Source organism: Brevundimonas sp. (genome assembly GCF_047617075.1).
GTDB lineage: Bacteria > Pseudomonadota > Alphaproteobacteria > Caulobacterales > Caulobacteraceae > Brevundimonas.
Genome location: NZ_JBLGCI010000006.1, coordinates 1 through 23467 on the forward strand (window position 1 = coordinate 1; position 23467 = coordinate 23467).

Annotated in this window: 15 protein-coding genes, 1 tRNA gene and 1 pseudogene; 6 read left to right on the forward strand and 11 right to left on the reverse strand. The window is 67.6% G+C overall.

Annotated features, from left to right (window positions below; genetic code table 11):
• Positions 1 to 249 (forward strand): annotated as a pseudogene (locus ACI8U3_RS07850) (glucose/galactose MFS transporter); the annotation flags it as partial.
• Between the two features lie 193 nt (positions 250 to 442).
• Here ACI8U3_RS07850 and ACI8U3_RS07855 read toward each other — a convergent pair.
• The 3 genes from ACI8U3_RS07855 to ACI8U3_RS07865 form a co-directional block, all read right to left on the reverse strand.
• On the reverse strand, positions 443 to 952 hold the full coding sequence (locus ACI8U3_RS07855) for a hypothetical protein (protein WP_415014318.1): 510 nt from the start codon (positions 950 to 952) through the stop codon (positions 443 to 445).
• A 364-nt stretch (positions 953 to 1316) separates the two neighbouring features.
• Positions 1317 to 1754 carry a hypothetical protein gene (locus ACI8U3_RS07860; RefSeq protein ID WP_415014319.1) on the reverse strand — a complete coding sequence of 146 codons (438 nt, stop codon included), beginning with the start codon at positions 1752 to 1754 and terminating at the stop codon, positions 1317 to 1319.
• 288 nt (positions 1755 to 2042) lie between these two features.
• Positions 2043 to 12308 (reverse strand): autotransporter-associated beta strand repeat-containing protein, encoded by a 10266-nt coding sequence (locus ACI8U3_RS07865; protein WP_415014320.1) that lies wholly within the window; start codon positions 12306 to 12308, stop codon positions 2043 to 2045.
• 145 nt (positions 12309 to 12453) lie between these two features.
• Between ACI8U3_RS07865 and ACI8U3_RS07870 the strand changes: the two genes are divergently transcribed.
• Positions 12454 to 13455 carry a helix-turn-helix domain-containing protein gene (locus tag ACI8U3_RS07870; RefSeq protein WP_415014321.1) on the forward strand — a complete coding sequence of 334 codons (1002 nt, stop codon included), beginning with the start codon at positions 12454 to 12456 and terminating at the stop codon, positions 13453 to 13455.
• Positions 13456 to 13582: 127 nt separating this feature from the next.
• The gene (locus ACI8U3_RS07875) at positions 13583 to 14275 is read left to right on the forward strand and encodes an IS6 family transposase (protein ID WP_415014322.1); all 693 of its coding nucleotides are present in this window, start codon (positions 13583 to 13585) and stop codon (positions 14273 to 14275) included.
• Between the two features lie 195 nt (positions 14276 to 14470).
• Here the strand turns inward: ACI8U3_RS07875 and ACI8U3_RS07880 are convergent.
• The 8 genes from ACI8U3_RS07880 to ACI8U3_RS07915 all read right to left on the reverse strand — a co-directional run bounded on the left by ACI8U3_RS07880 (position 14471) and on the right by ACI8U3_RS07915 (position 20826).
• A tRNA-Ser gene (locus ACI8U3_RS07880) sits at positions 14471 to 14560 on the reverse strand.
• A 91-nt stretch (positions 14561 to 14651) separates the two neighbouring features.
• Positions 14652 to 15599 (reverse strand): NUDIX hydrolase, encoded by a 948-nt coding sequence (locus ACI8U3_RS07885; RefSeq protein WP_415014323.1) that lies wholly within the window; start codon positions 15597 to 15599, stop codon positions 14652 to 14654.
• A gap of 2 nt (positions 15600 to 15601) precedes the next feature.
• Positions 15602 to 16195 carry a YfbR-like 5'-deoxynucleotidase gene (locus ACI8U3_RS07890; RefSeq protein WP_415014530.1) on the reverse strand — a complete coding sequence of 198 codons (594 nt, stop codon included), beginning with the start codon at positions 16193 to 16195 and terminating at the stop codon, positions 15602 to 15604.
• 122 nt (positions 16196 to 16317) lie between these two features.
• Positions 16318 to 17157, reverse strand: coding sequence for a methyltransferase type 11 (locus tag ACI8U3_RS07895; protein WP_415014324.1), 840 nt, complete (start codon positions 17155 to 17157; stop codon positions 16318 to 16320).
• 109 nt (positions 17158 to 17266) lie between these two features.
• Positions 17267 to 18127, reverse strand: a complete 861-nt coding sequence (locus tag ACI8U3_RS07900; protein WP_415014325.1) for an AAA family ATPase — start codon at positions 18125 to 18127, stop codon at positions 17267 to 17269.
• A 257-nt stretch (positions 18128 to 18384) separates the two neighbouring features.
• Complete coding sequence (locus ACI8U3_RS07905; protein ID WP_415014326.1) at positions 18385 to 18573, reverse strand: hypothetical protein; 189 nt, start codon at positions 18571 to 18573, stop codon at positions 18385 to 18387.
• Positions 18570 to 18995, reverse strand: coding sequence for a hypothetical protein (locus ACI8U3_RS07910; RefSeq protein WP_415014327.1), 426 nt, complete (start codon positions 18993 to 18995; stop codon positions 18570 to 18572). The genes ACI8U3_RS07905 and ACI8U3_RS07910 overlap by 4 nt, the downstream gene beginning before the upstream one ends.
• 40 nt (positions 18996 to 19035) lie before the next feature.
• Positions 19036 to 20826, reverse strand: a complete 1791-nt coding sequence (locus ACI8U3_RS07915) for a tetratricopeptide repeat protein (RefSeq protein ID WP_415014328.1) — start codon at positions 20824 to 20826, stop codon at positions 19036 to 19038.
• A gap of 125 nt (positions 20827 to 20951) precedes the next feature.
• Here ACI8U3_RS07915 and flbT point away from each other — a divergent pair, with 125 nt between their 5' ends.
• The 3 genes from flbT (at position 20952) to ACI8U3_RS07930 (ending at position 23430) form a co-directional block, all read left to right on the forward strand.
• A complete protein-coding gene (gene flbT, locus ACI8U3_RS07920) occupies positions 20952 to 21371 on the forward strand; it encodes a flagellar biosynthesis repressor FlbT (protein WP_415014329.1) in 420 nt (139 codons plus the stop codon).
• Entirely contained in the window at positions 21337 to 21705 is a 369-nt protein-coding gene (gene flaF / locus ACI8U3_RS07925; protein ID WP_415014330.1) for a flagellar biosynthesis regulator FlaF, read from the forward strand. The genes flbT and flaF overlap by 35 nt, the downstream gene beginning before the upstream one ends.
• A gap of 900 nt (positions 21706 to 22605) precedes the next feature.
• Complete coding sequence (locus tag ACI8U3_RS07930; protein ID WP_415014331.1) at positions 22606 to 23430, forward strand: flagellin; 825 nt, start codon at positions 22606 to 22608, stop codon at positions 23428 to 23430.
• The last annotated feature ends 37 nt before the right edge of the window (positions 23431 to 23467 follow it).

Sequence of the window (23467 nt, forward strand, 5' to 3'; positions counted from 1 at the left end):
ATCTTCACCCTGACCCTTGAGAGGTCATCGGCGCCCCCGGCGGCGACATCCGGCCTGCTGTGCATGGCGATCGTGGGCGGCGCCGTGCTGCCGCTCCTGGCCGGGCGGATCGCCGATGGAGCGGGGGGCGTGCTCAACCCGGCGTTCTTCGTGCCTCTGTGCGCCTATCTCGGCATCACGGTGTTTGCCTTGCTGTGCGCCCGTCACAGCGGAAAAGAGGAAGCGATCGTCAACGCATCGCCGCACTGAGCAGACCGCGCGGCGCCTTGGCGCCTCGGCCCTCATAAGCATGCCCACAAGCCGACATTCATGGCGTCGGTCACGAGCCTGTCGCCGAGGCTTCGACCGGAACGGGCGCAAGGGGGCGGCTGAAGGGGGGGGCGGCCCCCCGCATAAGAAATCTGATTGTTCAGCCGCTTAATGGGGCGATGTGGCGGTGCTGTCAGTCTAACAACAACTTGTCTCCACTATTCCGCCCCCGGTGAGCTCGCCTCGTTTCGCGACGGAGGGGATACTGAGGAGCGTATCGCTCCTCAGGGGTCTTCCACTCGCGAAAGAACGCCAGCGGATCCTGTTCGCCCAAAAAGCTGCGCGCGAGCGCCAGCCGCTCGAGCAGCTCATGCCTGTCAGTCTCGGGGAGGTCCCTTGCCCGCTGCTCCACCCCGACCAGGAACCGCTCGACGCTCATGACATCGGCCCACTGCTTGATGACCCGGCCGAGTTCGGACCGGCTGTCCGCAACGGACTGCTCAACCCGTCGGCGGTCTTCCTCCTGCCGTCGGCGTTCCTCGTCGGCCAACCATTTCTGGTGACGAAGCTGGGCCTGGCGGTCAGCCTCTTCCAGTTTGGCCATGAGGTCGAACGCCGCCGACTCGATCGCCTGGACGATCGTCCTGGTCTGACCGGAGAGCGATGCGGATTTTGTTTCCTGCCACTGTACTGACCAACTCACCCGCCCATAGGTCGAATAGGCGATGATACGCAGTCGGCCGGACGGGAGGTCGCGGGTGGTCGTTCAGGTATGGTCAAGGGCATGGCGACCGCGGGGAGGGAGATAGTCGGTCTCGCGGACATATTTGCCAGCAAGGTATCGCAGCGTGACGGTCTCCGATGTTTCAACAATCGCAAGACCAATGGCTACGGTCCCGACATAGACCACTGTCGGTCCGTATGGGGACCAGAGGCCGCTACGCTCCCAGCAGTCGCGAGGCTTGGAAGCAACCTCGCGCTCGTCGAAATGCCCGCGGCCTAGCCGCGCCTCGGACGGTGCGAGAACGACCCGATGCCCGACAGATTCCAGGCCGTTGAAGAGGTCGTTAGCGAGGTTGAGCGCCTTGTCGAGACAAGCTTTCGAAGCGGTCACGCTTCTTATAGGGGTTGAGGTAGGCGCCGTCATCGACCGGCCGGCCGTTTTCGAAATGGGTACGGGCGCCACGGATCAGGCCGTGAAGCTGACTGCGGGCCACCGGGACGGCCACGCGCCTGCGTCGGGGCGGCGCTTTAGGTTTCGGGGGCGCGACATGGTCGCCGTCTTTGCTCCAGTGCAAGGGATCCCCGGGTTGCGCTGGAGGCAGGGGTGTTTGCGCCGGCGCTTTGCCAACCGCCAGTTTGGCCCAGTATCCTCGCTCGGGGCGCGGAACATTGAGAAGGGTGCAGATTCTGGTCAGATAGCTCCCGGATACGTCGAACTTTTCGGCGATCCGGGTCATCGGCTCCGACCAGACCAGCTGGTAGAGTTCATCGCGAGATACCATTCATCTAGCTCCCGGTTGAAGGGTTGCGGACACCCTCGCGTACCTCGGGGCGTAGCCAGGCGCGTAACATCAATTAAACGCGCCCGGTTCGGCTCCCTTCGTGGAGCGCACCTTATGCGCATTTCGCGAACGCAGGGCGGGGAGAACGCAGGTCGTCAACGACGGCTTCGCGCCAGGAGCGGACTCTGGCTTCGACCCGGAAAGGCGACATTGAGCCGCCCTGAGGCCGCCCGCGACAATGCAAGAGGCCGCAAGGGCCCCGGCGCTTTGCCGGGGCCCTACTCGTCCCTAGAACCTCCAGTTCAGCTGCGCAGCCAGAGCGTTGGCGTTGAGGCCGGAGCCGTACTGACCGGACCAATCGACGGTGAGGCTGAGGCGGTCCTTCAGGTCCAGGTCCAGGCCCAGTTCGGCGATCATGGCGTCCTCGGCCACGGGCAGGCCGCGGACGGTGAAGGCGCCGGCGGGGGTGGGGCTGCCCGCGAAGGCGTGGCGGCCGTCGCCGGCGGTGTCGCCCCAGGCGTGACGCCAGCCCAGGCGGCCGGACAGCACCGCGGTGCGGCCGTCGCCCTGGTCGAAGACGCGGTTCATGCCCAGCCCGATCGTGGCCAGGTTGGCGGCCTGGACCCGGCCCTGAACGGCCAGGGCCGCGTCGCCGCCGGCCTCAGTGAAGGCGTCGGTCTCCGTGCGCACCCGGGCGATGTTGGCGAAGGGCTCCAGCGTGGTCGCGGGGCCCATGTCCACCTGCCATGAGGCTTCCACGAAGGCGTGGGCGGTCTCGGCGTCATAGTCCGCCGTCAGCACCTCCAGGAAGCCGGGGAAGACGGCCAGGCGCTCGGTCTCAACCTCGTGCCAGGTTCCGGACACGGCGCCCTTCAGGCCCAGGGCGCCCCATTGGCCCGAACCGTAGGCCGCCAGGCTGTAGCTGTCGCCCTCGGCCTGACCCGCGCGAGCGCGGCTGTCGTGGTCGTGGGCCGAGGCCCCGCCCGCGACGCCCAAACGCACCGCGCCGAAGCCGGCGTCCGCCCCCATCATCAGACCCGTCGCGCCGTGGGTCACGGAGGCCGCGTTGCCGTCCGTGGCCAGCCGCGTGCGCGAGCCGGTCGCCTGGGCCCAGAAGGCCGCGCCGGTCTCGATGGACCGGGCGTCATCCATGCGCCCGCGCAGGGTTCCGGCCAGCGCCTGGGCCGCCTCGGACTGGGCCGATCGGATCGAGCCGTGCAGCTCGCCCGACAGCATGTCGAAGGCGAAGCGGGCGCCGTCGGCGGTCTGCCCGATCACGGCGTCATACAGCGGATCGCCGGACCGGGTCGCCTCCACCGCCGCGCCGGTCGAACGCTGGTTGAAGGTCTGGCCCACGCCGGGGAACGGAATCTCGTTACGCTCCAGCAGCATCAGGACCGCGTTGGCTTCGTAGTCCAGGGACGCGTCCAGGAAGGCGAAGTCGGTCTCGATGGACTCGAAGGTTCCCGTCACGCCGCCGGCCGCCGTCAGGATGGTGTAGGTGGACTCCGGCCCATAGGCGCCCGGATAACCCACGTGGCGCACCACGCCGCCGTTCAGGGTCGCCGCGCCCCCGACCACAATGCGGTCCGAAGAGTCCGACGTGGGATCCACCTCCACCTCAAAGACCGAACCGGCCTCGAAGGTGACGTCGCCGGTCACGGTGAGCGTGCCGATGGAGTTGCCCGGCGCGATCACAGCCCCGTCGCCCGCCGTCAGCTGCGTCAGGGCGCCAGAGCCGGCCAGTATGGCCCCCTCCATGATCCGCAGTTCGCCGCCCAGGATGCCGTTGAGCACCAGCAAGCCTTCCTGGATTTCGGTTATCCCCTCGAAGTCCCAGGAATTCCCGTTCATCGCCAGACCGCCCGCCCCGGTCTTGGTGAAGGCGCCCGCCCCGCTCAGGCTGCCGTTCCAGGCCGCGTTCTCGTCGGCGTTCAGGCTGAAGGTCGCCCCCGAGGCCACCGCCACATCGCCCGAGAACGCGCCCGCCTGGCCGATCAGTCCGCCGGTCTCGACGGTCCAGTCCATGGCCGCGCCGCCCGTCAGGCTCAGCACGCCCGCGCCGCGCTTGAACGCCTCGCCGTCGCCCGAGATGGCCCCGGCGAACTCGGCATCGGCGCCCTGGTCGAACACCAGCACCGCATCATTGACCACGTCCCCCGCGATGGAGTCCGCATCCCCGATCAGGGTTCCGTCCAGAACGAAAGTCCCGCCGTCATAGCTGTTGGTCCCGGTCAGGATCAGCGTGCCCAGATCGGTCTTCACCAGACCGCCCGAACCGGTCAGGGCCGAGGCGATGGTCGCGGTCATGTCCGCCCCCGCCGCCGTGCCGTCGCCCACGCGGATGACCGTCTCGTCCTCGGTCAGTTCGACGGCGTCGCCGATGAGTTCATAGCCGTCCACGGCGAACTGCATGCCGGTGACGCCGATACCCGTCCCGTCCACGGTCACGGTTCCGCCCGTCCCCATGAACACGGCGAAGGCCGGGTTGTCATAGGCGCCGTTGACCACCCCGTCGGCCCCCGTCCACTCGCGGCCAGTCAGGCTCCACGTCCCGGCTCCGCCCTGGATCGCGCCGTCATCGGCAGCGCCCGGTCCATCCCAGAAGCGCAGCTCCACATCGAAGGTGGAGACCAGGTTCACCTGATTGGCCACCGAGGTCTGGACCAGCAGGTCATCCGCGCTGACCCCCGTCGGGACGGCGCCGATGTCCAGTCCATTGTCGGTCAACACGCCGCCATAGTCGAACAGGCGATAGACCCCGGCGCCGAAGCCGCCCACGTCCGTCACCTCCAGCGACCCGTCCAGGGTCAGGTCCCCCGCCACGTCGAACAGGGCCGACGCGTCATCCGCCGCTCCCAGCGCGACCGAGACATTCGATCCGGCCGACAGCACCAGCGACCCCAGATCCAGCGTCTGGCCCTGCACGCCAACGAGAGACCCGTCACCGATGGCCACCTCGCCGAGAATCGATCCGGTTCCGCGAAGTTCACCACCTGACACCCGGACGTCGCCGCCGAGGACGCCGTCCACCTGCAGCCCGCCGCCAGCGAGCGTCGTCTGGCCCGAGTAGCTTGATGAATCTCCGGTGAGGGTGAGCTCGGCGCCGCCGGTGACAAAGGCGCCCCCGCCCGTCAGGGTCCCGCTCCATCCTCTGTCGGCCGTCAGGTCGAAGCGGAAGGTCGCTCCGTCGCCGATCGACACATCACCTTCGAAGGCCGCCGTCCCCGCGGTCAGGACGCCGCCAGCGACAGACCAGTCTTGAACGTTGGCTCCGGACAGGGTCAAGACACCCGACCCATCCTTGATGAGGAAGCCGGAGCCGGAGACAGCCCCTGTGAAGGTTCCGTCGAAGTCCTGATCGAACGCCAGGACTGCGTCATTCACCACGTCGCCGACGATCGAGCGGGTATCGCCGATGAGGGTTCCCTCCCGCACCTCAAGACCGCCCGTATAGCTGCCCGAGCCCGTCAGGGTGAGTGCGCCGGCGCCTCGCTTGACCAGCAGGCCGGTCCCCGAGATCGCACCGGCGAAGGTTCCGTCGATCGTCTGATCGAAGATCGTCAGGGCGTCGTTGAAGAGGTCGCCACGAATCGAGTCCGCGTCGCCGACAAGGGTCCCGCCGCGAACGAAGGTTCCACCCGTGTAGCTGTTGACGCCGGTCAGGATCAGGGCGCCCAGGTCGGCTTTCACCAGACCGCCCGCTCCGGTCAGGCTGGAGGCGATGGTCGCGGTCACGTCCGCCCCCGCCGCCGTACCGTCACCCACGCGAATGATGGTCTCGGGCTGGCCGAGCTCAATGCCATCACCGGTGAGCTCATAGCCGTCTGCCGCGAACTGCATGCCGGTGACGCCGATGCCCGTCCCGTCCACGGTCACGGTTCCGCCCGCGCCCATAAACACGGCGAAGGCCGGGTTGTCGTAGGCGCCGTTGACCGCCCCGTCGGCCCCCGTCCACTCGCGGCCGGTCAGACTCCAGATTCCGTCGCCGCCGTCGATGGCGTCGTTATCTGTCGGGCCCGATCCATCCCAGAACCGCAGCTCCACATCGAAGGTGGAGACCAGGTTCACCTGGTTGGCCACCGAGGTCTGGAGGAACAGGTCATCCAGATCGACCCCCACCGGTGTCGAGGCGATGTCCAGCCCATTGTCTGTGAGGACCCCGCCGTAGTCGAACAGGCGATAGACCCCGGCGCCGAAGCCGCCGGCGTCGCTCACCTCAAGCTGTCCGTCCAGGGTCAGATTTCCCACCACGTCGAACAGGGCCGCCGAGTCGTCCGCAGCCCCCAGCGCCGCCGTAACCGTCGCCCCTTCGGACAGCACCAGTTCACCCAGGTTGAGGGTGCGCCCCTGAACGCCGGACAACGTCCCGCCGTCTGCAATGGTGGCCGTTCCCAGCACCGAGCCGGAGCCGCCCAGCGAGCCGCCGGTCACCGAGACGTCGCCGCCCAGCACGCCGTCCACCAGCAGGGTCCCGCCGCTCAGCGCCGACATCCCGTTGAAGGTGCTGGAATCGCCGCCAAGTCGCGTCACGCCCGCCAGGTGACGAATTGCGCCGGCGCCGGTGAGGGTCGCCGTGAAGCCATAGTCCGCTTCCTTATGATTGAAGACCAGTTCACCCGCCCCGTCGCCGAACCGCACCTGCCCGGCTTGCAGCACGCCGGCGGCAGCCGCGTCCGACCCGGCGAGGGCGCCGATGGTCAGAGCGCCCCGGGCGCCCGCCGACTCTGCAAGCACCAGTTCGCCGGCGCCGTCGCCCACTGTCAGCCGGCCCCCGTCGGTGAGAATGACGTCGCCACTGGCGTTATCTGCTGCGCCGATGATCAGATAATCACCGAATTCGAGGATCGACCCCTCGCCCGAAACCACCGCTAGGCCCTCGGCGCCCTCATACGTTCCGACCGCCCCGTACAGGGCGCCCACCCGCCCGCCGTTCTCGACGGTCAGGACGCCATCTCCGTAGCCGCCGACGAAAAGGCCGGACGTCACGGTCCAGAGCGAACCCTCGCCGGTCACCATGGCCGCACCCGCGCCGCCGATTTCACTGGCGATCACGGCCGTGCCGGCGTCAACCAGACCGCCGTTTTCGATCGTCAGGCGACCCTCGCCCCCCGCGCCGACAAACAGGGTTCCATCCACGGTCCATGCGGAGTCGGCCCCGCTGACCGTCCCGGCGCCCTCGGCCCCGGCGATCTGTCCAAGCACGGCGCCGGTGCTGTTCAGGCGGGCGGCGTCGGTGACCAGAAGTCGGCCCTCGTCCCCGGTCTGAACACCGACGTGGAGCTCACCGGATTGGGTCAGCCCCTGCGCCAAGGTCAGCCCGCCATGGCGTACCCGCAGGCCGTCCAGCAGATTGTCGCCGGTCAGGATCAGGGACCCCAGATCGGTCTTCGTCAGGTCGCCGAAAGCGGTCAGGTCCAGATCGATACGCGCCGAGATGTCTGCGCCCGCGGCCGTGCCGTCCCCCACGCGGATGACAGGGTCCTCCCCGTCCGCGTCCGTCAGCAGAAGACCGTCACCGTTCAGGACGTAACCATCCGATGCGAACTGCAGGCCGGTGGCGGAGATGTCGCCGTCGCTGCCGTCCACGGTCACAACGCCCGCCGAGCCCATGAACACCGCAAGGCTGGGCACGGGCCGGTTGGCGCCGTTCTGGATGCCGTCCACGTCGGTCCAGTTGTAGCCGGAGAGGCTCCAGACGCCGCCGCCCCCGTCGATGGCGCCGTTGCCGGCATTCTCCGAACCACCGTCCCAGAAGCGCAGATCGTTCAGGCTGACCGCCAGATTCACCTGACCGGCCAGGGCCGTCTGAATGGCCAGGTCGCCGGTCGTATAGCCCGTCGGCGCCATGTCGATGGTCATACCGTTGTTCGTCAGAACGCCGCCATAGTTGAACAACCGGTAGACGCCGACGCCGAAATCATCGCCCTCGGTGACGTTCAGCACGCCGTCGAGGGTCAGATCCCCGATGACGTCGAAAATGGGCTGCGCGGGATCTCGGAACTCCCCCGCACCCCGCAGTGTCACGTCCGTGCGCGCGGACGAACCCAGGAACAGCGATCCCATGGTGAGCGTGCCGCCTGTCGCGCCCGCCAGAACGCCGGTGGTCACGGTGACATCGCCGAGGATGTCGCCTGAACCGCGAAGACGCCCGCCGGAAACCAGCACATCGCCCCCGAGATTGGTCAGGACGGCCAGCTCCCCGCCCTCGACCGTGGTCAGTCCGGCGAAACCGGTATTGTCGCCCACGAGCCAGGTCTGGCCCGCCAGATGCCGGACCTCGCCGACGCCCGAAAGCCCGGTTCCGAAGATGTAGGAAGTGTTGGTGTGATTGAAGATCAGCGACCCGGCTCCGGCGCCGAACACAACGCCTTCTGCCGAAAGATAGCCCGCCTGGGCCGCCTCTTCGCCTTCGAGGGCGCCGATGGCCAGCACGCCGGTGGATCCGGCCTCCAGGCCCACATAAACCGAACCTGATCCATCCATCACGGTCAGGGCGCCGCCTTCGGTCAGCAGTAGGGAGCCGGCGCCCCCATACCCTATGGCCGCCTCCATGGCGGCGAGGCGCGACTCCACCCCGCGAACCACCACCTCCCCGGTCGTTCCAGCGCCGAAGCCGACGCCCAGACCGCCCGCCTGGACCACGCCGCCGTCCTCGACGGTGAGCACGCCACGGCCGCCGTTCTCGACCCCGACTCCGAGATCGAAGATGCTGACCAGCTGCGATCCGGCGCCCGACACGGTCACCTCGGCCACGGACTCCTCACCCCCGGCCATGAAAAGCTGCCTGGTGATCACATTGCCGCCGTCCAGAATGCTCAGGGAGCCGCGCCCTTCGCGCGCCAGCACAAGGCTGTTGTCCACGTTCAGCATCGACCCGGCGCCGGAGACCGTCACCTCGGTGCTGGCCGCCCAGGTCTGGGCGCCTTCGACGAAAGCCGCATCGACCCGGCCGCCGCCGGTGATCTCGATGCTGGATTGGCCGTAAAGCCCTGCGCTCAGCACGCCGAACTCTGCGGACGCGCCGTCGCGAACCGACAGGGTTCCCTCACCAAAGTAGCCCAGCCAAGCGTCCCCCGCCGTCAGTCGGGCGCCGTCAGTCAGCTCGATACGGCCGGCGCCCATGGTTCCGGCGTAGGCTTCATCGACCTCGGCGCCGGACAGGGCGCCGGCGATCTGGATCCGGCCCGAGCCTTCGCCCACGCCGTCGGCGGACAGCACGCGACCCGTGAAGCTCCCGCCGTTGCGGATCACGATCTCGGGCGCGTTCTCTCCCTCGGCGCTGAGGATCGAGCCGCTGCCGGGGGTCATGGGATCGGCGGCCTGACCGTTGGCCCCCTCCAGGATCAGCCGCCCGCCCTGGACGTAGTAGTCGCCCGAGAAGCCGCTGTTGTCGGCGCTGAGAATGGTTTCTCCTGCATAGTGGTTGAGCGTGCCCCGCCCCGTCATCCGGGGGGCGAAGACATAGCCTTCATCGGTATGGTTGAAGTTCAGTGTGCCGACGCCGGCGCCGAAGCTCAGTTCGGCCGCTTCCAGTACGCCCGCCGCCGCGGGCGCGTCCCCGGGCGCGGCGCCGATGTTCAGCACGCCCGTGGCGTTGGCCGAGACGGCCAGCCGGGCCATGCCTGTCCCGTCGCCCACCCGGGCGACGCCGCCATCGGCCAGCGTCAGAACGCCCTCACGCAGATTGCCGATGACCATCTGATCTATGCTGTAAAGGAGCGAACCATCGCCGGTCACCGTCGCGGAGCCTGCTCCGGTGGTGGCGTTGATGTAGATGTCCCGGGCGAGCACCTGTCCGCCGTCGGCGATCATGACGACGCCCTCGCCGAGGCTGCTGCCCACATACAGCTGATCCTGCAGCAGAAGCCGGGAGTTCTCGCCCGTCACGGTGGCTGTGCCCAGAGACCCTGTGCCGCCGATGTAGGCCGCGACGGCTTGAACCTCCCCGCCGTCGGCGACGGTCAGGCTTCCGGCGCCGTCCAGGCCCAGCAGCAACTGGCTGGTGTTGATCCAGCGTGACCCCGGGCCGGTCACCGTCACAGATGCGCCGGTCGTGGCGGCGTGTCCCACAAAGGCGTTGTTGTTCGTCAGAACGCCGCCACCACGCACGATCAGGTTCGCGTCTTCCACATAGAGCTGATCGCTGGATGTCAGATCACCCCCGTCGAATGTGAGGGTTCCCTCACGCACGGTGGTGGCGCCGGACCACAGACTGTCCGCTGTCAGGACCAGTTCTCCTCCGCCCACCTTGACGAAGGGCCGCGCGCCGCCCGCTTCGGAAATCACACCCGACTGGGTCGCGGAACCCGTCAGGACCTGAAACTGCGTGGTGTTGGAGTCGATGACGACCGGGTTGGCGATGTCGACTCCGTCGGCATAGTCCACAACCGACCCGGTCGTCCGAAGCGTCGAGCCGCCCAGCGCCGTATTCGACGCCAGGGTCAGCGTGCCGCCCTCCAGAAGGGTGGAGCCGGTGTAGGTGTTGTCGCCGGACAGAATGGTGCGGCCGGCCAGCAGGCGGATGGTCCCGGCGCCGGTGATGGTCTCGTCCAGCTCGTAGCCGTCATCGGTGTGATTGAGTACGATGGAGCCGCCGCCTGCGCCGAAGCGGATGGCGGATGCGCCGATCGTCCCGGCCGCCGCTGCAGCCTCGCCCTGCGCCCCGCCGATGTTGAGAGCGCCCGTCGAGCCGGCGAGGTCCGCGATCAGGATCTCGTTCGCTTCCAGACGAGCTCCGCCGCTGACGGTCACGGCGCCCGCGCCCTGACGGCCGACGCGGATGTCGCCGGCGCTTTGCCACAGTGATCCGGCGCCGGTCACGGTGACAAATCCCTGCCCCCCGGACAGGTCTCCCAGGTTGGCGTTCAGGTTGCTTACCAGCCCGCCTTCGCTGATAACGACGCTCCCACGACCTCGGTATCCCACGATCAGGTTTTGCGTGTTGGTCCAGTCGGCGCCCGATATGGTGGCGTCGCCGAGGCTGCCCGCCTGAACGCCGAGAGCGCCCGAGAACGACGCCAGAGAGGCGCCGTCCAGCGCCAGCAACTCTCCTTGTCCCAGATTGCCGATCAGCATGCCGTTCGCGATGGTCAGTTCAGAAGCCTCGCCCCGGACAGTCAGGCTTCCGGCGGCGCCACCCACCGCCATGGTCAAGGTCCCTGTCGACACCCTCGCGCCGGATTCCAGGATGACGACGCCATCACCGTCGCTTGTCCCGACATCGAGGAAGCCGCTGGAAAGCACAGCGCCGTTTCTCGCCTGGAGGGCGGCGCCCTGCGGCCCCGAACCGCCCACGATGATGGCCTCGGTGAGGGCCAGGCTGCCGCCATCGAAGGTCAGGGTGCCGCCCAGAGCCCAGGCAAATCCGGTCCAGGTATTGTCGGCTGTAAGAACAAGCTCTCCATCACCAATCTTGTTGAATACCCGCCCGCCGCCTTGGGAAATCACGCCCGAATGGGTGGCCGATCCCGACAGCACCCTGAAGTTGGTGTAGTTCGAATCGAGCGCGACGGCGTTTCCTATGTTCACGCCGTCTGCGTAATCGACCACCGCGGTCCTTGTGCGGAGGGTGGATGCCCCCAGCGCAGAGTCCGACGCCAGGGTCAGCGTGCCGCCTTCCAGCAGGGTCGAGCCGGTATAGGTGTTGTCGCCCGACAGGATCGTACGACCGGCGAGCACGCGGATGGTCCCTGCGCCGCTGATGGTCCGCCCCAGCTCGTAGTCGCTCTCGGTGTGATTCAGAACAATTTCGCCGCCGCCGGTGCCGAATTCGATGGACGACGTGTTGATCGAGCCGGCCGCCACCGCGACGCCTCCGGCGGCCCTTCCGATGTTGAGTGTCCCGCGACCGGAGGCGTACTGCCCCAAGGTGAGGACTTGGGCCTGGGCGACCGCACCCTCGGATATTGTGAGCGTGCCGGACCCATAAATGCCCATCAGCAAGCGATCTGTGGCGACATATCGACTGTCAGCGCCGCTCAAACGGACCGTGCCCTGCGCCCCTGCCGCGCTGCCGGCGCCCAGAGAGCTCGCGGTCACCACGCCGCCGTTGCTGATGTCGAGCGTGCCGACGCCCCGCACGCCGGCCCCGATGGGGAAGAAGCTGTCCCAACGGCTCCCCGGTCCGGTGACGATCACCGCACCGAAACTGCCGACTTCACTGGCGACTCCCCCACCGCCCGTAATGAGCTGCCCGCCGTTGCGGATGGTCAGCGAACCGGTCCCGCTGGCGCCGACAAAAAGGTTGCCATCGATCGTCCAGCGGCTGTCTTCGCCGTCTATCGTCACGTCCCCGAAACTGCCGGCGCGCCTCCCGATCAGCGCAGAGGGGCTGGTCACGACGCCGCCGTTCAGGATCTGAAGCTCTCCGACGCCGTCGCTGCCGATATACATGGGCGCCGCATAGGTCTGCGTGGTCCCGTCCACCACGACCGTGTCGTTGTCGATCACCTGGGCGACCGTCGGGCCGGCGCTCAGAACGCCGGCCGCAGCCAGAGCAAGGACTGAACTTGCCGCGAGCCGAGCGGAACGCGAGTTGCGGATGGCGGCCATGGCAAAGCCTCTGGAAAGACGGTCAATTCCAGCTGCGGTAACACCCGGTGGCGAAAAGGTGTCAGACGCTCCGTCCGGCGAATTGACCCTGCGTCCAGATCGGCGATAGTTAACCGAAAGGGCGTTCAGTGGCGTTGGAGTGTCGATGGACCGGCTGCCTTACATTCGGTTCTCGACCGATGATTTCGAGCCAGGCGATCGGCTGGATGCGTGGCGCGAGGCCATGGCGCCCATGTTCGAAACCCGGCGCCCAGACGAAGCGCCCGGCTTCCGCGGCGCCGCCTTCACCTATTTGATGGGGCCACTGGCCCTCGGCGGCACCGAGGTGGACGCCCTGGCCTATGAGCGCACGGCCGCGCGCATCCGGTCCGACTATATTGACCACTATCTGGTGCGGCTGGACTATCAGCCCGACCGACCCCAGGGCGTTCTGCGCGTCATTGACCTGGGCCAGGCGGTCAGCCTGCCGCCCGCCCCCATGTATTGCCTGTGTGTTTTCGTGCCGCGCGATGTGATGGACGCGGCCCTTCCAGGGGCGGAGTCCCTGCACGGGCTCGAGATTGACGGCCCGCGTGGCCGCATGCTCGCCGACTACATGCGCTCGCTGACGCGCAACGCGCCCGGTCTGGCGATCACGGACGGGCCGGCCATGGCGGACTCCACCCTGGCCATGATGGCCGCCTGCCTCGGACCCTCCCGCGACGCGGACGCCCGCGCCCGCAGCGTTCTGGACGCCACCCTGATCGGGCAGGCCCGCCGCCATGTGGACAGCCGCCTCACGGATCCGGCGCTGGACGCCGACAGCCTGTGCCGCGCCCTGTCGATTTCCCGCACCAAGCTTTACGCCCTGTTCCAGCCGTTGGGCGGTGTGGCCCGCTATATCCAGCAGCGTCGCCTGAAGCGCATCTACGCCCTGTTGACCGGTCCGACTGAACGTCGCCGCATCGGCGACATCGCCTTCGAGCACGGCTTCTCCGACGAGGCCGTGTTTGCCCGGGCCTTCAAGCGCGAATTCGGAAAGACGGCCAGAGAAGTCCGCGCGGCAGGCGGCGTGTCGGCGCCGGACCCAGGTGACGCGCCTGACACCAACCTCTCGCCACCCCAGCGCATGATGCTCTGGGGCGCCTGGATGTCGGATCTGGGCTAGTCCGTCTATCCAAGCAGTCTCGAGAGCAGACGCTACGAACTTCGGCTATGAGCCCAGGGTGCTGTCAGTCTAACGCTAACATGTCTCCACTCGACGGGCCGCCCGGCCTGAGCAGGGCAGGGGACAGATGCGGCCACTCTCTTTCAAACGGCACCGGTTTCCGGCGGATGTCATCCGGCATGCGGTGTGGCTGTATTTCCGGTTCACGCTCAGCTTCCGGGATGTCGAGGAGATGCTGGCCCAGCGTGGCATCGACGTCAGCTATGAGACCATCCGCTGCTGGACGATCAAGTTCGGACCGCAGATCGCCCGGAACCTGAAGCGCAATCGACCGGCGCCGTCGCCGCGGTGGCACCTCGACGAGGTGGTCTGCAACATCGGCGGCAAGCGGATGTATCTCTGGCGCGCCGTCGACGATGAGGGCGAGGTGCTCGACGTCGTGGTGCAGCAGCGCCGGGATCACGACGCCGCGCTGACACTGATGAAGCGTCTGCTGCGCAACCAGCCGGTCGAGCCCGAGACCATCGTCACCGATGGCCTGGCGTCCTACGGGTCCGCGCTGCGGGAGCTGAAGCTGGCTCACCTGCACCGACCTGGCCGGCTGCGAGAGAACAACAGGGCGGAGAACTCGCACCTGCCGATCCGAAGACGGGAGCGGAAGATGCAGCTCTTCAAGAGCCAGGCCTCAGCCCAGCGTTTCCTCACCACTCATGCCGGCGTCTACAACACCTTCTACACCCAACAACACCTGATCAGCCGACCGACGCTTCGCCGCTTTCGCGCCAATGCGGATGCCGCATGGGTGGCAGCCACTGCCTGAGGCGGGGGCCGTAGCAGGGCAAGTTGCGTGCGGTGTCGGTTAAGCTGACAGAGCGCTCGGGGCCTATAGAGGGGCTGATTTGGCTATGTTCAGGGAAGGACAGACGGCCGCATTGTCTCCGAGGACGTGCAAGGCCCGGAAATGACGGAGGGATTTCGCGAGGATCAGCGAAGCGTCAAATAGCGTAGGAATGAATGGCGGAGAGGGGGGGATTCGAACCCCCGGTACCCGTAAAGGCACGCCGCATTTCGAGTGCGGTACATTCAACCACTCTGCCACCTCTCCGCAAAAGAAGTCGCCTGCCCCGTCAGGGGGTGGTCGTGCGAGGCGGGATACCTAATCGGCCCGGGCGTTTCCCGCAAGCGTTCCTTTGCGATTATCGCTGGCCCGGCAGGGACAGGCCGGTGACGCCGCCGCCAGAGGCTTCCGCGCCCCGATAGCGATACAGTTCCGCCGGCCGGCCGCCGGTTCCGCTGGTCAGCCGACCGGTGGGCTCGACCAGGCCGGTGCGCTCCACCCCGCGTCGGAAATTCTGCTTGTGCAGGGACAGGCCCGACACCGCCTCGGCGGCGGCCTGAAGCTGGGACAGGGTGAACATGTCGGGCGTCAGGTCGAACAGCACCGGCCGGTATTTCATCTTGCTGCGCAGCCGGGCCAGGGCGGTGGCCAGGATGCGGCGATGGTCCGACACCATGGCTCGGCCGGGCAGGGCGGCGGGCGGGTGGTCGTGGTCTCGCGCGGCCTCCGGGGCCAACCCCGCCTCGTAGAGCAGCTCATAGCGCTCCAGAACCTGCTGCTCGTTCCAGCGGGCGCCGGGTTTGAGGGCGAACAGGCGGGCGATGCGGGCCTCGCGCGCGGCGGTATCCTCACGCGCCGCCCATTGCGCCAGCGCAGGGGCCAGCACCCGATCGATCACGGCGGGCCGGCCGCCGCGCCAGTCCTCCCATGGAAAGAAATCCAGCACCGGCGTCCAGGCGGCGCCCGGTCCCGCCACCGCGCTGGCGTCATGGGTCAGGGCCAGATACCCCACCGACACCACCCGCCGCGCGCCCACGCCCATCTCCGCGCGCGGTGATTCCCGGCCGGCGTCCCCGAAGGTGTAGAGCTGCTCCACATAGCCCAGCGGAAAGGTGGTCTGTTCGGCGACGAAATCACGCAGGGCCAGTTCGAAGGTGCGGTGACGTTCCGGCTCGAACGGGCCGAACGGCAGGCCCGCCCCGTCGCCGTCGCCGGTGGTCAGGACCACCGCCTCGCCGTCGCGCAGGGCGAACACCACCACCGACAGTCCGATCAGCACGCCCTGGTCCTGAACGGCTCCGGTCATGGTCACTCCGTATGCCAGGCGTCGGCGGCGGGCAGGACCCCCATGGCCCCGGCCAGCAGTCGATAGCGCTCCAGATACCGCGCCTGGGCCTGACCTGCGGGCAGGGGATGGATCACCAGATCGTAGTCGGCAGGCGGGGCGCCGAACAGCCGCAGGGACTCCTTGCGATCGAACCCGGCCAGCTGCGTGGCCTCGAAAAAGGCGCAGGCCGTGTCCGCCTTCTTGATCAGCTTCTTGATCGCGACCGGCGACTTGGGCGGCAGGCCGAAGCGCAGGTGAATGGCGCTTTCCAGCCGCGCCTCGAATTCCTTGTAGTTGAAGCCCAGGGCCGATTTGAACGGCGAGATCATGTCGCCGATGACGTATTCCGAGGCGTCATGCAGCAGGGCCGCCAGCCGCCATTTCGGGGCGATGTCCGGCTGGATGTGGGCGACGATCTCTTCCACCACCACGCTGTGCTGGGCCACCGAGAAGGCGTGCTCGCCGATGGTCTGGCCGTTCCAGCGCGCCACCCGCGCCAGGCCGTGGGCGATGTCCTCGATCTCGATGTCGAAGGGCGACGGGTCCAGCAGGTCCAGCCGCCGTCCTGACAGCATCCGCTGCCAGGCGCGAGGCGCTTTTTCCGTCTTGCTGTTTCGCGCCTGGGCCAAGGTCGATCCGTCCAATGAAGGCCCCGGACGTGGCGCATTCGGCCGCCGCGATCAAGAGCAGCGGCCCGCTATTCCCCGACGTTCAGGGAGACCAGCGATTTGGCGGCGTCGAAGATCTCGTCCTCATGACGGTCCTTGCTGCGCACCACGGCGACCACCACCGGGCCGCCTTCGGGTCCGCGCGCCTCATAGCCCACCAGCCGCCAGCCCAGATCCGAGCCGCGCTCGTCCACCAGGATGTAGGTGGCCCGAACCCCCTCCGAGGTGTCGCGGGTGCGGATTTCCGCCGCCTCTTCGTGGGCGCGGATGCGCACGGCTTCGGAGTCCGTGCGGATATCCACGTGATCGCCGGTTTCGTCGCTGCGGATGTTGAAGCCGCCGATGCGCACGCTGGACTGGCCGCCGTCGGTGTCGATGCTGATGCCGGGGATGCGCACGGTGGCGTTCTCGCCCTCGGCCTCGATGGTCACGCCGGGGACCTGAACCGCCACGCTGTCGCCGCTCTCGGCCGAGGCTGAAGCTGACGCAGACGCGTTCGCGCCCGCATCGGCCGCGGCTGTGGCGTTTGCGCCGCCCACCCGCTCCATGGCCGACGGCAGGATCGCCTGCACCTCGGCTTCCAGCGCGTCCAGAGCCGCCAGACCTTCGCCGTTCAGCGTCACCAGCCTCAGCGTCACCTGCGACCCGCGCGGCCCGGTGTATTCGCACGATTGTCCATCGGCGGCAGGGCCGCCCCGACGGGTCAGCACCTCATGGGTCTGGGGGCACTGCAGGGTGTCCACCACCCGCAGCGGTCCGCCCGTGCTCGAGGATTCCGACCCGGATTCCCGCGAGATGCGGATCGGCGGCTCGGAATCGCAGGCGGCGACCAGGGCCGCCAGACAGATCGTCATGAGTACAGCGCGCATGTATCGCTCCTCTTCAGAACCCATTGTGCGCGTGGGACCGGCGGACGCCAGTGAAATCGCGGTAATCGGCCCTGACGCGGCCCGATTCCGGAGACATTTCCGGCGGTTGTCAGCCGCCGGGCCGCCCCGCCTCGCGCCGCTGGAGGAACGCCAGCCGTTCGAACAGATGCACGTCCTGCTCGTTCTTCAGCAAGGCGCCGTGCAGCGGTGGGATCAGCCGCTTGGGATCCCGTTCCGCCAGCGTCTCCGGCGTCACGTCGTCCGCCATCAGCAGCTTCAGCCAGTCCAGCAGTTCCGACGTTGACGGCTTCTTCTTCAGGCCCGGCGTCTCGCGGATCTGGTAGAAGGTCTTCAGCGCCTCCGAGACCAGACGCGGCTTCAGGCCCGGATAGTGCACCTCGACGATGGCCTTCATGGTCTCTTCGTCAGGGAAGCGAATGTAGTGGAAGAAACACCGGCGCAGGAAGGCGTCCGGCAGCTCCTTCTCGTTGTTCGAGGTGATGATCACCACCGGCCGCACCTCGGCCCGGACGGTCTCGTCCGTCTCGTGGACGTAGAACTCCATGCGGTCCAGCTCCTGCAACAGGTCGTTGGGGAACTCGATGTCCGCCTTGTCGATCTCGTCGATCAGCAGCACGGGCCGCTGCGGCGCCGTGAACGCCTCCCACAGCTTGCCGCGCTTCAGATAGTTGCGCACGTCATGGACGCGCTCCTCGCCCAGCTGGCTGTCACGCAGGCGGGACACGGCGTCGTATTCGTACAGACCCTGGTGGGCCTTGGTGGTGGATTTGATGTGCCAGGTGATCAGGGGCGCGCCCAGCGCCTCGGCCAGCTCATAGGCCAGCACCGTCTTGCCGGTGCCGGGTTCGCCCTTGATCAGCAACGGCCGCTCCAGGGTCACGGCCGCGTTGACCGCCACCTTCAGGTCGTCGGTCGCAATATAGCTTTCGGTGCCCTGGAACCGATCCATTCATCCACTCCGTCCACGAGAGACCCGAGTGGGTAGCGGATCAGGACGCACCTGAACAGGGTTCACACGTCTCCTCCCCGCCTGCGGGGAGGGGGACCGCGCGGGCGACTCGGCCCGCGTGGTGGAGGGGGCGGCTCGGTGTTCGCAGACTGACTCCCCGATCGTTTCCGCCGGCGATGCCCCCTCCGTCACGGCGCGTATTCGCGCCGCGCCACCTCCCCATCTCAAGGGATGGGGAGGAGAATTCAGGTCAGGGTTCAGGTGATGCGCTTGGGCGTCGCCGGGTCGCTGGCGGGGAAGGTCTCCTCGACCGCTTCGTCCACCAGTTCTTCCTGATGGTCCTTGGCCTTGCCGCTGTCCTTCACCTGATCGGGCTTGCCTTCGTCCGGCGTGATCTTGCGGGAATAGGGGGCGTTGACGTCGTCGTCGCGGGTCTTGTCGTTCATCGGGCTTGTTCCTGCGTTTCTTCGTCCGGGCCGTAACCCAGAGAGTCGATATCATCATCGTCCAGGCGGCGCGCTTCCCAGTGGGCGGCGGAGCCCTGGGCGCCCTTGACGTTGCGCATCAGGCCCGAGGGCACCTGTTCGATCTCGTCGGCGCCGTATTCGCCGTCGCTTTCGGCGTCCAGTTCGTTGACCGGCTGCTCGCCGCCGTCCGTGCGGGCGTCGGCGCGCGGATCGACCCCGTCCAGCGCCTGCGCGTCCTCCAGGTCCATGTCATCCTCTTCGGCGTCCCCCTCTTCCTGGGTGACGTCCAGAACGTCCATCTCCTCGAGGGTGACGTCGCCATCGCCCTCGTCGTCCAGATGGGTTTCGTCGAAGGTTTCGGACTGGTCCTGTTCGTCGGGCTCTTCCGGGCGATCCGCCATGGTTTCAACTCCCTTTGTCTGGGGGTGAAACGTGCGCCGATCAGGCGGCGTTCCGGTGTTCCGAAGATATTCGCGCCAGTTCGGCGGCCATGGCCGCCATCACCCCATCCCAGCGCCCGAACGACCCCGCCGCCCATCCCCGCATGCGCGGATAGAAGGGATAGGTGTCGCCCGTGCCCAGCAGGTGCCAGTCATCCGGCGCCTGGATCATCCAGGTGTTCGCCCCCACCGCCGCGGCGATGTTGGTCCCGGCGATGCCCGGCCCGATCACCAGATCCAGCGCCACGGACAGCGCCGCCACGTCTTCGAGGTCATCCTTCAGATCGATGGGCGGGGTCCAGATGTTCAGGCCTTCCGCCTCCGCCTGGGCCAGTTCGGCGGCGGTGTCCCCGCACTGCAGATTGACCATGACGCAGCCGGGCGTGGTCAGGACCGGCCGCCACTGATCAAACGGCGAGAAATAGCGCGACCGCACGCCTTTCAGCACCAGACTCTTCCAGTGCAGTCCCACCTTGAACCCGTCGCCCAGCGCCGCCAGCTCGCTCCGCCAGCGCGCCACGCGCTCGGGATCGGGCGTCATGTAGCCCTGGTGGTCGGGAAAGGCCTCCAGCGTCGGACGGAACGGCGCCATCAGACTGGCCATGGGCAGCCAGCCGTCCACCGCCGCGTGGTCCTGCATGAACGGCGCAAAGCGGATCAGCCGCCCCGCTTTCCGTACCGCCTGATGCGCCCCGACCACCGCGTCGGGGAAGCTGCGCTGGAAGATGGAGACCAGCCGCGCCTCCACCGCGATGTACACCTGACCTTGCGGCCCCACGGCGCGGATCAGGTCCGGGATCATGTTGGCGAAAATGAACTCGTCGGCGATGCCCTGTTCGCCCACCACCAGGATGCGCTTGCCCTCCAGCGGCTGGTCCGGGGTCCAGCGCGGCCCGTCGGCCAGCACGGCGATGGCCTCGGGCATGACGGGGTCCAGCCGGACCTCATAGGCTTCGAACCCCTCCTTCAACCGTCCCGATCCCATCAAGGTCAGGGCTCGCGCCATGGTCATCATGGCGGTCTCGTACCCCGGCGCCGCGTGGGGCAGGGCCGCCTCGATGTCCTCCAAGGCGCCTTCGAAGTCGCCCAGCGGCTGTCGCGCGTTGCCCCGGTTGTAGCGCGCCTTGGCGAAGCCGGGCTCCAGCCGCAGCGCCTCGTCATAGAAGGTCAGGGCCGTGGCCATGTCCCCCTGGTCGCCCAGAACCGTGCCCAGGGTGTTCCACATCAGGGCGCTGTCCGGCGCCGTCTGCAGCCGGGCGCGCAGCACCTCGATGGCCTGCTCGTAGCGGTTCTGGTCCCGCAGCACGCAGGCCAGGTTGTTGTTGGCCTCGATATGGTCCGGGTCCGCCGCCAGATAGTGCAGCAGCAGCTTCTCGGCGATCTCCAGATAGCCCAGCCGCTGGGCCAGCCGGGCCAGATCCTGGGCCACCGTCGTGTCCTTCGGCAACAACTTCAGCGCCGCCTCATAGGCGTTCAGCGCCTGGACCAGATCGCCGGACTTCTCCCGCGCGATCGCCAGGATGTGCCAGGCCACGCCGTTCTGACTGTCGGCTTCCAGCGCTTTCAGGGCCTTGCGGCTCGCGTTCTGATAATCGTGGGCCCGCAGATCGGCCACCGCCGCCTTGAGCTGGGCCAAGACCGCGCGCGCCTGTTTCTTGGCCTTGCCGCCGTCCTTCGCCAGGGCCCGCGACAGGCGGCCCACGGCCTCGGGGGATGCGGCGTCGCCGGCGGCGGCGTCGGCGGCGCGGCCCAGGCCGGGCAGGGCGGTCGGCGGCTCGAAGGCGATGGTCAAGGCGGCTCACTCCAGACGCGGGATTCCCTTCATGCTGCCGCTGGAAACACAAGGGATGGTTAACCACGTTTGTTTAATCAGCGTCAGGCGAGCCTCGAATAGGTCTGGGGTGCGGGAGGGCTGTCATGCCGCTGAAACTGTCGCTCAAGCCGGGCGAGAAATTCGTTCTCAACGGAGCCGTCGTCCAGAACGGCGACCGCCGGGGCGTGCTGCTGCTCCAGAACAAGGCCTCCGTCCTGCGCGAAAAGGACATCATGCAGGCCGACGAGGTCACCAGCCCCGCCCGCCGCATCTATTTCCCGGTCATGATGATGTACCTGGACGAGTCCTCGGCGGACAAATTCTACGATGAATTCGCCATGCGCCTGTCCGAGTTCATGGGCGCGACCCGCAATCCGGACATCATGGCCGACTGCGTGGCGGCCTCCCGCCACGTCATGGCCCGCGAATATTACAAGGCCCTGATGGCCGCCCGTAAATTGGTTGATTACGAAGAGTCGAGGATCGGCAATGTCGCTTCAGGCCTACAAGACAGCGACCGCTAGGGCGGAAAACCCGCGCGAGGCGGAATACCGGCTGTTCGGTCAGGTGACGCGCGCGCTGATGGAAGCGTCGCGCGCCGATCCGACGGACATCAAGACCCGCATCGACGCCCTGGACTGGAACCGGCGCCTGTGGTCGACCCTGGCCACCGACTGCGCGAACCCCGACAACAGCCTGCCGGCCCCCCTCAAGGCCCAGCTCATCTCCATCAGCCTGTTCGTCAGTCGCCATTCCTCCGCCGTCATGCGCCGGGAAGAGGACTTCGAGCCGCTGATCGACATCAACAAGATGATCATGCAGGGCCTTGGCGCCGCCCCCGGCGCCCAGGCGGCCTAGGCGGCCTGATTCAACCCTTCTCCCTCCCCGTTCGGGGAGGGCGGCCGGCGCCTGCGCTCATGCAGCGAAGGCGCCGCGCGCCGAGCGTACCGCGCAAGGAAGGCGACGGCCGGGTGGGGCGGGCTCGGCGACGCAGCAGCCACCCCCCTTTCCGCTCATCCCGGCGAAGGCCGGGATCCAGATCATAAGGCGAGATTTCGGGTCGGTTGCGCGGCGAATTCTGGCCGTTTTCGGCTGCCGGTGATCTTGCATCTGGATCCCTGCCTTCGCCGGGATGAGCGGAAATTAGGGGACAGACCACGCCCAAATCCCCGCAGTTCCGCCTCCCAATCCCTCGCCCCACAACGGCTCGCGAAAAATCTCCCCCCCCGTTCCCGACCGCATTCCCACCCCCCGTATCCTCAAGCCATCCCGTCGCACGGGAAGGGCGCTCGGCCGGCGACCTTGCTGCGACGGGCTGTGATCGAGCGGGATCAGCGGCGGGGCGGATTACTCGCCGGGTCCAGGATGCGGAGCGCTGTCCGCACCTGCCCGTCCGGGGCCTAAACACCGGCTAGCGCCTAAGACGCGTGCCTACCGCGGGCTTCAGAAAAACGATCGCGCGGGGCGTCTGCCTTCGTCGAAACGGTACTTCTATTGCCCTACACCGGGCGAACGGCCCGGCGCCCCGCTCCCTTCCCACACCCCGCACCAACGGGCGCTTCGGCCTGTCCGCAATCGGCAAAACCTTCCCTCATGCCCGGCAGAAATCGCGCGTTCCGGCGGGGCGGCGCCATCAATCCCTTCATAATCAAACCCCTGACCTCGGCGCGATCCTTGCGGGAGCGTGCGCGGGCCAGAAGCGGCCCGGCGGCCAGAAGGCCGTTTTCACTCCCCGACCAGAATGGAAGGACCGCCGACATGAACTCGGTGAACGTCAACGTGGGCGCGATGATCGCGCTCCAGAACCTGAACAAGACCAACCAGGATCTGGCCACCACCCAGAACCGCATCAACACCGGGTTGAAAGTCGCGTCCGCCAAGGACAATGGCTCCATCTGGGCCATCGCCCAGGGGCAGCGCGCCGAGCTCGGAGCCCTGAATGCGGTTTCTCAATCGCTGGATCGCGGCACGTCCGCGGTCGACGTGGCCATGGCCGCGGGCGAGACGGTGTCGGATCTCCTGGTGCAGATGAAGGAGAAGGCCCTCGCGGCGACCGACGAGACCCTGACCAGCTCCTCACGCGAAGCGCTCGCCGAGGACTTCCAGGCCCTGCGCGACCAGATTTCCAGCGTGGTCGCCAACGCCGAGTTCAACGGGGTCAACCTGCTGGACACCGGCGCCACCGGCTTCGAGGCCCTCGCGGACGCCAGCGGCGCGCAGCGGCTCACCGTGGCCGCCGAAGTGATGGCGCTGGGCGGGACCATCGTATCGGTCGGCGCCAGTCAGAGCATCACCACCCTGTCCGACGCCTCTGCGGCGCTGGGCGACGTGGACGACTCCATCGCCGCCGTGTCCGCCGCCCTGGCGCGGATGGGCACGAAATCCAAGGCGCTGGAGACGCACACGACCTTCGTCGGCAAGCTCCAGGACGCTCTGGAGGCCGGTGTGGGCAATCTGGTGGACGCGGACCTGGCGAAGGAAAGCGCAAGGCTCCAGGCGCTGCAGACCAAGCAGCAGCTGGGCGTTCAGGCGCTGGGCATCGCCAATCAGGCGCCGCAGATGCTTCTGGGCCTGTTCCAGTAGTCTGTGTTCAGGATCAGGCGCCGGACGTGCGGAAACC